This is a genomic window from Vibrio antiquarius (genome assembly GCF_000024825.1).
Taxonomy (GTDB): domain Bacteria; phylum Pseudomonadota; class Gammaproteobacteria; order Enterobacterales; family Vibrionaceae; genus Vibrio; species Vibrio diabolicus.
Genome location: NC_013457.1, coordinates 863,274 through 876,824 on the forward strand (window position 1 = coordinate 863,274; position 13,551 = coordinate 876,824).

The 13,551-nt window shown below is 44.4% G+C and carries 13 protein-coding genes; 4 read left to right on the forward strand and 9 right to left on the reverse strand.

Going from position 1 to position 13,551, the window contains the following annotated elements; translation table 11 throughout:
- Nucleotides 1–290: 290 nt before the first annotated feature.
- Entirely contained in the window at nucleotides 291–1,787 is a 1,497-nt protein-coding gene (locus tag VEA_RS18730) for a peptide MFS transporter (RefSeq protein ID WP_005395321.1), read from the forward strand.
- A 77-nt stretch (nucleotides 1,788–1,864) separates the two neighbouring features.
- On the opposite strand, the gene VEA_RS18735 is transcribed toward VEA_RS18730, so the two are convergent.
- On the reverse strand, nucleotides 1,865–2,101 hold the full coding sequence (locus VEA_RS18735; RefSeq protein ID WP_005395322.1) for a VPA0252 family protein: 237 nt from the start codon (nucleotides 2,099–2,101) through the stop codon (nucleotides 1,865–1,867).
- Between the two features lie 256 nt (nucleotides 2,102–2,357).
- Here VEA_RS18735 and VEA_RS18740 point away from each other — a divergent pair, with 256 nt between their 5' ends.
- Nucleotides 2,358–3,233 (forward strand): LysR family transcriptional regulator, encoded by an 876-nt coding sequence (locus VEA_RS18740; RefSeq protein ID WP_006741298.1) that lies wholly within the window; start codon nucleotides 2,358–2,360, stop codon nucleotides 3,231–3,233.
- Here the strand turns inward: VEA_RS18740 and VEA_RS18745 are convergent.
- The 6 genes from VEA_RS18745 to VEA_RS18770 all read right to left on the reverse strand — a co-directional run bounded on the left by VEA_RS18745 (nucleotide 3,230) and on the right by VEA_RS18770 (nucleotide 9,822).
- Nucleotides 3,230–4,003 (reverse strand): phosphotransferase enzyme family protein, encoded by a 774-nt coding sequence (locus VEA_RS18745; RefSeq protein ID WP_012842388.1) that lies wholly within the window; start codon nucleotides 4,001–4,003, stop codon nucleotides 3,230–3,232. The two genes, VEA_RS18740 and VEA_RS18745, sit on opposite strands and share 4 nt — an antisense overlap.
- A gap of 160 nt (nucleotides 4,004–4,163) precedes the next feature.
- The gene (locus VEA_RS18750) at nucleotides 4,164–5,033 is read right to left on the reverse strand and encodes a LysR substrate-binding domain-containing protein (RefSeq protein ID WP_012842389.1); all 870 of its coding nucleotides are present in this window, start codon (nucleotides 5,031–5,033) and stop codon (nucleotides 4,164–4,166) included.
- 136 nt (nucleotides 5,034–5,169) lie between these two features.
- The gene (locus VEA_RS18755) at nucleotides 5,170–6,150 is read right to left on the reverse strand and encodes an OmpA family protein (RefSeq protein WP_005395330.1); all 981 of its coding nucleotides are present in this window, start codon (nucleotides 6,148–6,150) and stop codon (nucleotides 5,170–5,172) included.
- A 457-nt stretch (nucleotides 6,151–6,607) separates the two neighbouring features.
- Nucleotides 6,608–7,732 (reverse strand): M14 family metallopeptidase, encoded by a 1,125-nt coding sequence (locus tag VEA_RS18760; protein ID WP_006741295.1) that lies wholly within the window; start codon nucleotides 7,730–7,732, stop codon nucleotides 6,608–6,610.
- A 113-nt stretch (nucleotides 7,733–7,845) separates the two neighbouring features.
- Nucleotides 7,846–9,246, reverse strand: coding sequence for an FAD-dependent oxidoreductase (locus VEA_RS18765; protein ID WP_006741294.1), 1,401 nt, complete (start codon nucleotides 9,244–9,246; stop codon nucleotides 7,846–7,848).
- A gap of 216 nt (nucleotides 9,247–9,462) precedes the next feature.
- Nucleotides 9,463–9,822, reverse strand: coding sequence for a DUF3316 domain-containing protein (locus VEA_RS18770; RefSeq protein WP_005395335.1), 360 nt, complete (start codon nucleotides 9,820–9,822; stop codon nucleotides 9,463–9,465).
- Nucleotides 9,823–10,246: 424 nt separating this feature from the next.
- On the opposite strand from VEA_RS18770, the gene VEA_RS18775 reads away from it, so the two are divergent.
- Both VEA_RS18775 and VEA_RS18780 read left to right on the forward strand, forming a co-directional pair.
- The gene (locus tag VEA_RS18775) at nucleotides 10,247–11,155 is read left to right on the forward strand and encodes a VirK/YbjX family protein (protein WP_006741292.1); all 909 of its coding nucleotides are present in this window, start codon (nucleotides 10,247–10,249) and stop codon (nucleotides 11,153–11,155) included.
- 52 nt (nucleotides 11,156–11,207) lie between these two features.
- Nucleotides 11,208–11,759, forward strand: a complete 552-nt coding sequence (locus tag VEA_RS18780) for an outer membrane beta-barrel protein (protein WP_006741291.1) — start codon at nucleotides 11,208–11,210, stop codon at nucleotides 11,757–11,759.
- Nucleotides 11,760–11,806: 47 nt separating this feature from the next.
- On the opposite strand, the gene VEA_RS18785 is transcribed toward VEA_RS18780, so the two are convergent.
- Both VEA_RS18785 and phnR read right to left on the reverse strand, forming a co-directional pair.
- Nucleotides 11,807–12,715, reverse strand: a complete 909-nt coding sequence (locus VEA_RS18785; protein WP_006741290.1) for an EamA family transporter — start codon at nucleotides 12,713–12,715, stop codon at nucleotides 11,807–11,809.
- 131 nt (nucleotides 12,716–12,846) lie between these two features.
- Nucleotides 12,847–13,548 carry a phosphonate utilization transcriptional regulator PhnR gene (gene phnR / locus VEA_RS18790; RefSeq protein WP_006741289.1) on the reverse strand — a complete coding sequence of 234 codons (702 nt, stop codon included), beginning with the start codon at nucleotides 13,546–13,548 and terminating at the stop codon, nucleotides 12,847–12,849.
- Nucleotides 13,549–13,551: the final 3 nt, after the last annotated feature.

Sequence of the window (13,551 nt, forward strand, 5' to 3'; positions counted from 1 at the left end):
AGCAATTTCCTTTCTCGCAAGACCTCTTTTTATTTGCCGTAATCCTATAAAACCCCATTAGCTCCAATCAGTAACAAATACAACAAAATTAAACAAAAATAGAATTAAGCACTGCTTTATTCAAATTGATCTAGAACAACACATTAGCATTTAGCCATATAAGCATTAGAAAATATAGTGCAGCATTTCCACGTTATGCGACAATTATTTCAATACTCAATCTTTCGTTTCATTACTATTTAATAGAAATAACAATACCTACCTTTCTCCGCTAATGTGAGTACAAAATTATGTGGAATAAACTCAATAAATCCATGATGTTCTGCCAAATGATGTTTGGCTTATCATTTTACGGTGTATTAGTAAGTCTAACTCGATTTTTTCTAGAGGATCTAAATTACAACGAAGCCGATACGATGATGATCGTTGGTGCTTTTTCGGCGATCGGGCCACTTTTCGCGATTGCGGGCGGCTTTATTGCAGATAAGTTTTTAGGCGCTTATCGCTCACTTTCTATCGCATATTTCGCTTTTGCATCCGGTTACGTATTACTCGTGTTGGGGGCTTCTGCTTCTAACGTTCCACTTTCAATGTGTGGTATTGCGCTCGCCAGTTATGGCCGCGGCCTGATGTCACCCTCTTACCCTAGCCTCTATAAACGAACGTTCAAATCACAAGAAGATTTTGAAAAAGGATACCCAATCAATTATTCAGTGAATAATGTTGGCGCCTTTTTAGGTCAATATTTGTTCCCAATGATTGTCCTTGTGATCGGCTTTAATGGCGGTTTTACCATCTCTGCTGTTATGGCAGCAGCGGCATTGATCATGCTATTGGTCTTCCGCAAAGATCTTGTTGGCGTAGCCTCTGAGCTTGATCAAAAAACCGTAAGTTTAAAAAACTGGGTACTTTTTGCATTGATTTCATTGGCAATGATCGCGTTGGTATTTTTCATGTTTTCAAACATGGATATTGGCCAAAATATCGTATACGCCATCGGAGGGGCGGCGATCGCATACTTCATATCTCTGATGCTTAAAGCAAGCAAAGCTGAGTCTTTGAAGATGGGGACCATCTTAATTGTGACCTTGCTGACAACCTGTTTCTTTGTTTACTACGGACAAATGATGACCTCGATGAACATGGTTGCTATCAACACATTAAAAGGCTCTCTATTTGGTTTTATTCCGCTCGAACCAGAAGCAGCAATGGCAATGAACCCGCTTTGGTGTATGGTTGGTGGTCCTATCGTAGCTGGCTTTTTTGGGTTGCTGGAAAAGCGCGATATCTACCTCTCTACCGCGACAAAAATCGCCTTGGCATTTGTACTGACCGCGATAGCGTTTGGTATCTTGACGTTTGCCGTGACTACCGTGGGTGAAGATGTCGTGATCATGCCAGAAATCTTTCTCGCTATTCACTTCTTCCAGGCGATTGCAGAAGTCATCGTGGGTTCGATGGTCGTAGCGTTTATTCTTTCCGTCGCGCCGAAGCACATCGAAAACTTCTCTGTGAGCCTATTTTCTGTGGCAATCGCATTAAGCGGTATTATTGGTGCTGCATTCTCAACCTCTATCGCGTTAGAGAAAGGACAGACCATCACACAAGACATTGTACAAAACGTATATGGTGATTATTTCCAATTACTCACTGTCCTTGCTGTCGTGATGGTCGCTATCGCAATGGCAGCGTCACTCATTATTCGCAAGATGCTTGATGCGGCGAAAGAAAGCGATACTCAAGCGCAACCAGTCGAGATCGAAGCTGGGGTTGAAGTTCAAAGCTGAGTTTGATGATTTACCTATCTCAAAATATAAAAAATGCCGCGATATTCGCGGCATTTTCTTAACAACAACATGTTCGATTAATCACGTCGACCACGAAGTTCAATTTTTTGTGTAGCAGCATCCGTTTGGATGATTACCCCGCCATAGGCAGTTTCATTTCGACCTTTCAGCGTCAGTTGAGAATCTGCGCGCTCGACGTCGACCTGATTTTTCGTAGCCATCGTCATATCAATCGTGCCCGTGTATGACCCATCGCCAGCTAATGCTATGTTTGTTGAGCAAACCATCAAACCAAGTGCGATTAATTTTTTCATACGTCACCTCTGTTTTTGTTCTTACTTTCTTTCGATGAAAAAACTGTAACAACAGAAACATGTTCATACGAGGAAAGTCATCATTTACCAAATGGAAATCCAAACCACTAAATTGATATGGCCAAGCATATTTGCTGTCCACCGTCGCCTTCAATAAACCATAAGATACGACAGCATGCCTAAATTGACCGAACGTTGTCTTTTATTCAGAAATTCAGAGATATGATTTCTCGGCAGAAGATAAATGAGACGATGTATGAGCATTAATCTGGACATTCAAAACATATTGGTACTAAAACGGATGTATGAGTTACATAGCGTCCGATTGGTGGCAGATTCACTCGGAAAGACATCAGGATCAATCAGCAAAAACCTGACAAAAATGAAAGCGCAGCTCGATGACCCTTTGTTCATTCAGACTAAAAATGGCTTTGAACCGACCGCTTTTGTCGAGGCGAACATGCCACATTTTGAACAAATCCTCACCAGTATTGATTCCATCAAACCACAGAGTTTTTCACCCGCTAATTTTGACGGCTCGATCACTATTTATGCGAACACATTGTTTTGGGATTACTTTGGTGACAAGTTTTACTTAGAATTACTAAAACACGCCCCAAAAGCAAAGTTCGCTTGTTTACGTTGGGGGAGCGACGCGAAAAAGCGATTAACTGAGGGTGAAAACGCTATTGCGATTCATTATTTTGATGAGGATCTTCCGCAGTCAATTATTCAAAACGAACTAGGTCGAGGAAAAGCAGTATTTTTTGTTCGAGATGAGCATCCCGCTCAACATTTCCAAGAGCTAGAAAACTACCCCTTTTTACTTTTCAAAACGCCGGGATGGAACGACTACCGATACCCGTTGTTGGAAAGGCTCAATCATATGGGGTTCAGAACCACACCTAAGGTAGAAATTGAACATCCTGCGATGATTCAAAAAGTGCTCCTACAAACGGATCATTTTGGTATAACCATGAGTGGACATGTGCCTAAGGGCTGCCGAAGTATCGCGCTTCCTGGCGGGTTAGAGCTTGATGTTCGCTACGTGATGAGCTGTCGTCGATCACAACAGCAAGCCCCGATAAACCAGTGGTTATTCAATGTCATTAAAGATATCACCCAGCCCTAACCTAAAAGTCCTAGGGTGATGACTTGTCTATGTTTTCTTAGGTACTCGATATCGTTGAGGTAAGCGGTATGATGGCAATCTTCTAGGTTCGCTTGAAACCTATCATCACCTTGAGCTGCGACCCCTCTCATATAATCAACTAATGCGGAGAGTCGATGTGTCATCACCTCCACCAGCTCTTCCCGTTCCAATCTCGAACACCCATAAGTGTCACAGAAGAGTTTTGCACGCTGAATTTGTTGCTCCAAACAGCCCATTTTATCGTGCTCATCGGTTTTAAATGGTGCCCAACCATAGACCGAAAAAGCGACATCCCAAACTCTTGGTGCCGGATGCGCCGTATCAAAATCAAACACACCAACGACAAACTCTCCATGGAGTGCCACGTTATATGGCATGAAATCACCATGACAAATCACCTCTTGTGGTGTTCGTGGTGGCAGCATCCAGTGCAGCGTTTCATTTTGATATTGCTTAAGGAAACCCTCAGATGCATCGTGCATATCGCGTAACATTTTTGCCGCAGATTGGAGCGCGGAAACAGAAGCAATGTTGCCAATCAATGGATAGTTGTCAGTCTCTCCTTCGACATAGCTAACCCACTCTTTTCCTTTCTCAATACCAACCGCTTTAGGGCATGCCGTAAAGCCTCGTGAATGAAGATAGGTAAGTAGCTGATGGATAGTCATCGTCCAATAACTGGCAGGACGAGATATCAAATTCCCTTTTCGATAGATGGCATTTTCTCTACCGCCTTGCATTGTTTCCATAACAGTATCCTGTGTGGATTAAGTGCGCATCAGATAACGTAAAGCTAGATCATCATACACTCAAAGCTTTTAGAGAAGGTTGACTGACCCTATAAGAAACCACGCATTTTGTTAGGTAAATCGCAAGAATAAGTACCGTTGTAAAAATAGACCGTAAACATCAAAGGCTTTGTATTAACCATTGGGCAAAGGTGTTTACGTGTGACTTTTCTGATGCTCTAACCATCATATAGTGTGCGCCGGAGCTGGGCATACCCCAATCTCCGATTTGCACTAATATCCCTTGTTGCAACTCATCCTCAACAAGAAAGTCTCTCACCAGCAAGACACCAAGTTGATTGGTTGCAGCTTGAATAGCAAGCAATGAATGTTCAAATTCTGCTATCACTTTGCTCACCTTGCCTTGATAACCTTGGTACGCAAACCATACCTGCCAAGATTCATGATAACCGCCGGTGCAGATTTTAGGTGTTTGAGACAGCTTCGTGAGGTCATCAATCGGATTTAACTGAATAAAGCCGGGGCTTGCTACAACGATCCAGTTTTCTTGGGTAAGCTGAATAGCTTGTTGTTCTTGCCAATCGCCATCTCCGTTAATAATTTCTATATCTGCAATCGCACTGGCGTTTGGAACCGTATTCGCGGTTGTCGAGATCTTAAAGGAAACATCTGGAAATTGACGCTGAAAATCGGCCAGCCTTGGCATTAGCCATTGCGAGCAAAAACTGTGGGCGACATGTAAGGTAATTTGCTTGTTCTGTGGGCGAGTAAATAAATGATGGGTCGAGGTTGATAAGGTTTGAAGCACATGATTAACCACCGGCCAGTATTCTTTTGCTGAGCTGGTCAGCGTAAGGTGCGTACCCTTGCGCTCGAATAATGTTGCATTTAACTGCAGTTCTAGCGATTTCACCTGCTGACTGACGGCCGCACGGGTCACATTTAGCTCCTCTGCGGCTTTAGTGAAGCTCTGTAATCGCGCCGTGGCTTCAAACGCTCGGAGCAAATTAAGCGGCGGTAAACTTTGCATAACACTCTCCCAAATACTCAGTAGCCATGGTATGAACTGGTGATGACAAATTGATGAAAGTGCTGAGTTTGTTAAGCGGGATCAAAAAAGCCAGCGTGATACACGCTGGCTTTTGGAACTGTCTCTTAAGCAGGAATTATTCTGCTTTCTCAGTGGTTTGGTATTCAAACGCAGGGACAACTACTTCAACACGACGGTTCATTTGACGACCTTGACGTGTTTCGTTGCTTGCTACTGGGTTAGCTTCACCCATGCCTTTCACTGTCATACGCTCAGCCGCAATACCTTTTGCTTGGAACTCGTCAGCAACGGCTTTCGCGCGTTTTTCTGTAAGTTGCTGGTTGTACGCAGCAGAACCCGTCGTATCACTGTAACCCGTGATCTCAACTTGAGCTTGTGGGTAAGTGTTCATCAGATCAACGGTACCAGAAAGGGTCGATGCATCTTTCACTTCTGCACTTTCTAGGTCGAATTGTACTGTCGCTGTTGTTTGAGCAGGGTAAACATGCTCAACAATACGTGTTGCAGGGCGTGTTTCTACTACTTCCTCAACCACTTCTTCTTGAACTACTGGCTCAGAGCCGAACTTGTAGTTAAAACCAATACCGAAGAAATCTGAATCCATATCTTCAATCACGTCATCAGACATATCTTGGTAACGTTGGTATTCAGCACGTAGGCTCCAGTTGTAGTTGATTTTGTACTCAGCACCTAGAGAGCCTGTTGGTACGAAATCTTTTTCGTCACCCGCCATCATGTATGCAGCACCAACTTTCGCGAATAGATTCCAAGAATCCGTTAGCGGTAGGTTGAATTTAGGAGCAAGAGTCAACGCCCAAAGATCACCGTCAACGGTGTTTAGGCCCGGCTTTTTGAAGTTTGCAGTGAAGTCACCAAGGTAATCAACACCGTACTCTGCTGCAACGTACTCGTTGAAGCTGTAGCCCAGGTGCATAGATGCTGCAAAACTGTCGTCGTCACAAGGTTCGTTTAGGTAACACGCATCATTTAGAGAGTTGTAACCTACTTTACCGCCCATGTAAGTGTCAGCAAGTGCAACGTTTGAGATCACACCACCAGCAAGTACAGTAGCCACTGCTATAGCGATTTTTTTCATTATTCTTTTCCTTTTTCTTGTACACAAAGCAACACATCGAGGCAGCATACTGCCGTAAAATATGAAGCCGTAACTTTCTCTTTTCTTCGAACAGAAATAGCTAAATAGCGTAGGAAAGAATCAAAAAATGATATTCAAACGCCAATGACGTAAAACGGAGAAAGATAACCTCAAGACCATCTATTCATGAGCTTCATCCGCATACCCAACCGAGAAATAAAGTCTCGTTGCGTTGGTTTAGCCATAGTCAATTCGTTGCGGAGAATATCACAAAATAGCCAGTTTTCTGTGACGCAAATCACCATAAAAACCCATTTTCTCAAATTTAAGAATCGACATTTAAGCCTGTGAATGGCAACAAATTTTTACAGGAGAGAATGGATATCGAAGGCATAAAAAAACAGCTCATTTAAAATGAGCTGTTTTCGAAATAATGAACAGACGTGAACTTATCGAACTAGATTTTATCCGCCACGGTAAGCGTTGCAGCTAAGACATCTTGCCCAAATAATACACTGCGTTCTGGTGACCAACCATAAAGCGGATCTGGGTGATTGTTGTTGTCTTTAAATGGCATCTCGATCGTGTACGACAGGCATTTGAACTGCTCCGCGACCCAGTTTGAGCCTACCGTCAAATTCGCTTTACCCGGCTCATCTTTATCATAACCAATCTCATCTTGGAACTCAGGTGTAATAGTCAGTAACGCTTGCTTAAATGATGCCTCTAAAGTGGCAAGATTTTCATCGTAAGAAGGAATACCTTCTGAGCCAGCGACGAAGTTGTAAGGAATTGCTTCATCACCATGGATATCTAAAAACATGTCAACACCCGTTTCCAGCATACGTTGACGCACAAGGTAGACTTCTGGACTTTTCTCCATAGACGGAGTTTGCCATTCACGGTTCAAGTTCACGCCTACCGCGTTCGTACGCAAGTGACCGCGAATACCACCGTCTGGGTTCATGTTTGGTACCACGTAAAGCACTGCTTTTTCCAGTAATGCACGCGCAACCGTGTCATTTTCGTCCAGTAGACGTTGGATCATGCCTTCCATGAACCATTCAGCCATGGTTTCACCCGGATGTTGGCGTGCAATCATCCAGATTTTCTTTTTGCCTTCTTCTGGCTCACCAAACGTTAGCAAGCTCATGTCATTGCCGTCTAATGTGTGGCCTAATGTTTCTAGTTGGCAGTGGTGCACGCTTTGTGCCATGTGTAACAAGTCTAAATGACGATCGTATGTGTAAGGCGCAAAGTACGCGAAGTAAATTGAGCTACGCTCAGGGATAACAGTGAAAGTCAGCGTGTCGCCATCGAACTCTGCTGGTACACGGAACCATTCTTCACGGTCGTAAGACGCCACGACATCGTAACCTTGCCAACCTTCTGGATAAGCCGACTTAGCCAAATCAAGCAGTTTGATCGTGTGCGACTGCTCGGCTTCGGTTTCTAGACGGAAATGGAACCACTGGTAGAATTCCGACATATTGTCATTAGGGATTTTAAGTTGGATGTCATTTTTGTCGTCCGCTTTCACTACGTGAATGCTGCCGCTATCGAAGTTGCTGAATACTTTCATTATATTACTCACCTTTTAAATCTGAGCTTGAAAAACAGAGGCTAACACAAGGGTACATTGCCCCCCAATGACTTTCACTGCAAACTGTCTCGTTTGTGGCTAAAGTCTTCAGTTTAGTCGAGCTTATCCGCTTTGCCTGCTGGTCCTGCGAGTTTCGCTAGCCATTTATCCCAAACAAACGGATGTTTCTCATTGTCTTCCGCTTCCTCTTTTCGGCGAACAGCATTTCGTACCATCATTGCTCCCAGCCAACGTATTGGTTCTGGTGGAAAATACCCAAGCGGTCCTTGCGCTAAACCACTTCGCGTCCATTCGTTATCTAGCCCTAACACCAACGACGATAAAATTTTTCCACCCATTCGAGTTTGGGCAACGCCATTACCTGAATAACCAAACCCGTAAAAGACATTACTTTGCTCATCCAATTGGCCAAAAAAAGGAAAACCAGTTGCGGAACGATCCGAACCGCCAGTCCAAGAGTACTCAAATTCAGCCCCTTTTAAGCGAGGAAAAAGGTTGTCGAATGATTTTTTTAGTAGCGTTTGATAACGCGTCGGCTTGTTAAACATCGCGTCAACTTGGTTGTTGAAAGAGAACTGATTACCGCCTTTACCTAGCATCAAACGGCCATCTGGCGTATCTCGGTAATAATGTACGAAGATGCGTGAGTCCAACACACTCGAACCTGCTTGCCAACCAGATTGAGGCAACGTATCACCAAGCGGTTTGGTAATAACCATATCCGAAGACACCACAACAATACTGTTTTTGAACTGCTTAAATTGCTCCACCATCCATGCGTTCAATGCCAACACCACCTGCTGCGCTTGAATGTTTCCTTTAGGTGTACAGACGGTGGCAGGTTTTCCATAATCTAGACGCGTCATTGGCGTGTTCTCATAGATTTCCACACCCAACTCAATAGCGATACGGCGTAACCCTCGCGCGAGTAAGGCGGGTTGTACGTTAGCAGCAACCGGAGAGTGATAGCCTTCAATATGGCGAGGTGAACCCGCATTGGCACGCAGTTCCTCCAACGAGCAACGACGCCAACTGTTCACCTCTAATCGTTGTAACTCATCAACAACTGGCTGCATTCCTCCAGCTTGCGCTCGGTTTGTCGCCGTATAATAAACACCGTTGAGTGATAGCTGTGCATCAATCCCATGTTGCTTGCAAAATGCGTCGATTTCTAACACCGCTTGTTCCGACTCTTTTACCAACCAAACAGCATGTTCTTCACCGAATAACCGTTTCAACGTCGGGAACTTGGTAGACCATGTCAGCATACAGCCGCCATTCGCGCCAGATGCCCCACTGCCACACAAGCCCTTTTCGATAACAACCACCTGTTTTTCAGGAGATTGCTGCTTAATCATAATCGCTGTCCAAAGTCCGGTGTAGCCACCACCGACAATAGCAATATCGGTATCAATATTTTGATGTAATGGTTGCGGCGTTTCTGGCTGTTCAGCTTCAATGGCCTGTTTGAACCAGTATGAACTGTGTGTCATCGGATATCCTTGTTAGTGCGTTGCATCGTTTCTGTAAACACTTTACAAACGATGAGCACAATCAACGAGCAAGAATATCTAACGCTGAGCGATAGCAAATATTGCGCTGAGAGAGTGGAAGTTTCCGCTATCAATGAATACAAAAAAGGGGAGCAGCGCTCCCCAAAACAAACAGCAAGGATATAAATTATCGGAAAATCGAGACCGTCTTACTGGTTAGTATTTACCGGTTTCACGCATGCGGTACTCGTATTGAACATTGAGAATAGGCTGGTATACAACTTGCCCGTCACTTTGCAAGAACTCATTCACCATGACTTTTGAGTCGGTGATAGAAAACGACTGGCGATCAACATACTCTGTAAGGCTTGTAAACTCGTCACGAAGCTGACCTGGTGATTTGCTTTGATAGTTCTGAATCATGTCACGACCCATTTCATAAGCCGCTTGTTTGCTATCCATAACATCACCATGGATCGTTTCGGTATCGTTTGTCCACTGATAGCCACCAGCAAAAACAACAGAAGGTGCAGCAGTCAGAGCAATCATACTTGCTAAAGTCATTAAGCGTTTCATAAACCTCTCCTTACTTACCTTTATATCGGGCCTAAATTGGCTCGATATTTATAAGGTACGTATAAAGACCAGAAACACGTCAAAATAATTTCAAATAACGTTCAATTCTTGTTCAACTCATTTCACTTTAACTTAGCAACACGGCATCATACTCTGCCAACACGAGCATTTTTCTGCCTCCTAATCACAACGTTCAAAGTGGCTTCCAAACTGACATTTCCTTACCAACCCATACAATACCTAAGGTCAATTTTCTCTTAGAATCCCAACAAAAGAACAGTGTTCAAAACCTTATATAAACGTCGGGCACAGCAAAACCTCCCCTTTTAGTAGTGCTTTGCATTTCCCCCTTTTTCGGGTTCTTCGCTGCTCGTCCGTCGGTTCTTAATTGTGGCTGCTGAGCACACGTTAATCTGGAGTGAAAATGACCGCGAACAAATCCATTTTTTACCATAGCAAATCAATTTACTCAGATGATTATGCTGATGTCTATAAGCCAATTTGGACCTATAGAGCTAAGTTCATCTTGCGCGCACTTTACTACAAACGAGCGTTTAAGCACCTGTCAGATAATATTGAATCGTCATTGCTAAAGATGCTTTGTGCACGTACGCACCGATTTTTAGAAAAACCGTTTCGTCCCTACATCATCAAAAATAACTCAGCGTTCGATCGTTCAAACCTAGTGGTTGATCACTACAAAACCATTTCAGAGCTGTTTTCTAAACAGACCATTGAAGAGATCTATACCGATTCGACAGGCTTAACATTAACATCATTTGAAATCGACGAGACATTGTACTCTGTGCGATTGGTGTACGAAGCGCGTTACCAAAAAGAAGGCGACATGAGCCTAGTGCTACACAGCGCGGAGGATGGCAACTTCTATACGCTCTCATTTACTCTCGGCCACATAGAATCTGGACGCAGCATTATGATTGGCGGCTTGCAAGGGCCACGCAGCAGTGAAGAGAACAACGCGAAAATTAAAAAGTTAACTCGTAAGCTTTACGGGCAAAGACCAAAAAGCTTGATGGTGAGTTTGCTCACTTTACTCGCGCAAATTTGGGAAGTGAATACGATTCTAGCGGTAAAAACACAATCCCATACTTATGCTGCACGACGCTACAGTAAAGGACGAATCAAAACGGATTACGATGCACTCTGGCAAGAGTTGGGCGGCACCGAATACAACCGTCATTTCTACTCACTCGATGTGAATGCCCCGCGTCGTGATATCGAAGGCATGTCGCGTTCTAAGCGTTCTATGTATCGACGTCGTTACGAATGGTTAGACAATACCAAAACGGAGTTCATGACAAGGCTACGTTAACCCAACGCACCACATGACGTTTTGTTTTTTCATTTTATGATTCGGAGTTTTTATGTCTTACAAGTACGCCGTTGCATGCTTACTGTACGCACTTTCCTTAACGGCTCATGCACAACCAACCCAACATGTTGTTGGAGCAAATTTAGGCTACGGTAATGTTAGTTACGATGTGAACAATAGCCATGATGAAGGTGACATGTTCCTTGGTGATGTATATTACCGTTACATGTTCGATCACAACTTTGGTATTGAAGCCGGCTATAAGGGCGCATTTAACGGCATTGGCTCCGTACTTATCAGTCCCTTAACAGAAATCACCGATGTCAGTTATGGCGGGCCTCGACTCAGCGGTTACGCAAGTTACCCTCTGGGAGCTGGCTTTGAGCTTTACGGGAAAGGCGGTATCACTTACTACACGTTAAGTTACACGCTTAAAAACAATGGTCAGAATAAAGAATATGACGAGTCTAGTCTTGGCGGAGAAGCCGCTGCTGGTGTCGCTTGGGCCTATAAACACTTTGGTTTGAACTTAGAGTACAACTACGCCAAGAATAGCGATTTTGATTCTGGCGGTGTGATGTTTGGTGCACAATTGCGATTTTAAAAATTTAGCTGTGCCAAGGCACCGAATCGACATCGGTGCCTTATACCTCAAGCAGAGCTCAATGACATAATGATTCCGCTCAGGATCAACAGCACCCCGACGCCTCGCGTGAAATACCATTTTTCAGCCAACAACCACACGCCCATTAATAAACCAAATACAATGCTGATTTGTCGCAAAGCCACAACAAGGCTGACGTTATCAGTCATAGTCATCGCAAACAGCACCAAGCCGTAGGTGGATGCCATCATGATGCCAGCCATGCTCGCACTTTTGCGAATCATCCAAGCTGTTTGTAGTTCTTGCTGACTCCCCGAAACAATACACCACAATAAAACCGGTACTCCCATAACCCAAAACTGCACGCCTAGATAAAAAATCGCGCTATAGTGGTCGTTAAGAATGGTCGATGTTTGTTGAGTTAGCAGTTTCAGTGCTTGCTTGTCCACAACGGAGTAACCCGTCGTGCCAAACGCTGCAATCAAGGCCCAAAACACACCAACATTCAGGTACTCCCCAAGAGTAATTTGACGAAAGCTGGTCACTGGAACTAGGACACAACCTAAAGTAATAAGCAAGAAACCCAACCACTGCTGAGCATTCAACTCATAACCTAAGGCGACGGTGAGTGCGCCCACCATCATTACAGGAAGTGCTCTCGCAATCGGATAAATAACTCCCACATCGGCGTGCTTGTAGGCCACGATCAAACCAACCAAATAGACGATTTGAGATAAACCACTGATAAACAGCATTCCCCAAAACACGCTGGGCAACGTCGCCCAGCCAATGTTAAAGAGATACCAAATAAGATAAGGCGTGAGCAGAAGACAAGCAGATAAACTTGCCGCCATCGTAAACGCGAGCCCTGAACCAGCGTTGCTTTTACCAAGGATATTCCAGCCCGCATGCATAACCGCAGACAATACAACGAGTGCGATTGCCAAGAGATCCATTCCGCTTTCCTGTTTATGATATTTAGATACCCTCAAAGTGCTTGGGTACAACAAAGGCCCCAATATGGAGCCTTTGAATTTGAGATATAAATTGCTCGCCGCCAACTAGACAGATGACCAGCAAACAGAGATTAATTCAGCTCTGCGACAGACTCGATGCTGATAGCATCATGACGCCAGTATTCGATGTCACAGTCAATCAACTCACCATGTTGGTTGTAGTTGATACGTTCAACCACCATTGCTGGCGTGCCTGCTGTCGCGCGCAATGCCTGAGCCATTTCACCCAACAAAGTGCTGGTTGAAATGCGGTAGCGAATCTTTTGATACGTCACGCCATAATGATCGCGGTAAATATCTGTCAGTGAATTTGATAAATCATAGTCCAGCAGGTTCGGAAACAGCTCTGGGCGAATGTAATTTGTTACGAATACCACCGGACGCTCTTCTAGGTATCGCACACGGTCGACTCGATACACGTCCGAGAAAGGTTGCAAGTCCAGCAAGCGCGCGGCTTGTTTGTTTGCCAACGTCCCTTTTGCTGCGACCAACTCCGTTTTTGGCACGCGATTTTGCGCTTTCGCCATGTTCGGGAAGTTTAGCGTTTGGGTAGGGTCGTAACGCAATGGCTCAGGTGAGATAAACCAACCTCGGCGATCTTCGCGATAGATTCGACCTTCCGCTTCTAGTAGTGATAAAGCTTCACGCAGAGTGACGCGTGTAGTATCGAACGACTCCGCCAACTTACGCTCTGCTGGCAGTTTTTGACGCGGCGATAGCATGCCCGCTTCAATCTGTTCAACAATCGAATCTTTAATTTTTACGTATTGCACGAA